Annotated in this window: 1 protein-coding gene and 1 pseudogene; both read left to right on the forward strand. The window is 70.2% G+C overall.

The window, feature by feature from the left end:
* Positions 1 to 134: 134 nt before the first annotated feature.
* Positions 135 to 320 (forward strand): annotated as a pseudogene (locus tag H5J29_RS36695) (helix-turn-helix domain-containing protein); the annotation flags it as partial.
* A gap of 12 nt (positions 321 to 332) precedes the next feature.
* Positions 333 to 1,255, forward strand: a 923-nt coding sequence (locus tag H5J29_RS35665; RefSeq protein WP_312858515.1) for an integrase core domain-containing protein, incomplete at its 3' end; no start/stop codon positions are given.

Raw genomic sequence — 1,255 nt, forward strand, 5'->3', positions numbered from 1 at the left:
GCGACCTGTCTGTGCTCAGGACATGTGACACACATGCTGTCTCAACACATCGGGGACACTGAGTCGCCCTGGTGGGTGGGCTGGCCCGGTGCAGGCCGGGTCAGCCTGGCCGGGTGGGCAGAACAGGGTTCGAGATGGATCCCGATCTCATCGCTGCGGTCGCTCGGGTCGCAGCCGGGGAGAAGATCAACGTGGCCCGGGTGTGTCGTGAGCGCGGTGTGTCACGCAAGACGTTCTATCGCAAGCTGGCCCGATTCCAGGCTGAAGGCTCAGCCGGGCTGACACCCCGCTCACGGGCACCGCGGACCTCGCCGACCGCGACCATCGAACACGTGGGCGAGGCGTGCGTGCGGGCACGGAAGGAACTCGAAGACGACGGCTGGGACAACGGTGCCCTCTCGGTCCGATGGCGCCTGCTCGACGAGGCCCGCGCCGGGCGGCAAGGGTGTCTGGACCCGGCCCAGGTGCCGTCTCGGGCCACGATCCACCGGATCCTGGCCGCACGCGGGCAGGTCACCGCACAGCCCGCGAAACGGCCCCGGCGGGCGTGGCGGCGCTTCGAACGCCCGGCACCGAACATGCTCTGGCAGATCGACGGCACCGAGACCGGGCTGTCCGACGGCACGGTCGCGGTGATCGTGCAGGTCAGCGACGACCACTCCCGCCTGGACATCGCCTGCCATGCCGCACCCGGTGAGAGCACCGAAGCGGTCTGGGCGGCCCTGCAGGCCGGGTTCGACCGCTACGGCCACCCCGCCTGCGTGCTCTCGGACAACGGGACCGCGTTCTCCGGTAAACGCCGCGGCTGGCCGATGGTGGCGGTGGAACGACACCTGGCCGAGCTGGGGATCACCACCATCGTGTCCTCGATCGCGCACCCGCAGACCTGCGGGAAGAACGAGCGTGTCCACCGCACTCTCAAACAATGGTTGGCCGCCCGCCCCGCACCAGCCGACCTGGCCGAGCTGCAGGCACTGCTCGATGCCTACCGGCACGGCTACAACCGGCGCCGCCACCAGAGCCTGGACGGTGCCACACCCCTACAGCGGTTCGAGGCCACTCCACGCGTCGGCCCGGTCGGTCCGGCCCCCGGGATCGCCGGACACACCACCCGCACCGTGTCCGGCACCGGGGTGATCGGGTTCGGCGGCACCTCTATCGGCGTCGGGCGTCGCCACGCCGGCAAAGACGCCTCCCTCTACTGGCAGGGCGACCGTGTCACCGTCCTCATCGATGACACGGTCGCAGCCAGCCT

The sequence above is a fragment of the Pseudonocardia pini genome (assembly GCF_013870575.1).
Classification (GTDB): domain Bacteria; phylum Actinomycetota; class Actinomycetes; order Mycobacteriales; family Pseudonocardiaceae; genus Pseudonocardia; species Pseudonocardia pini.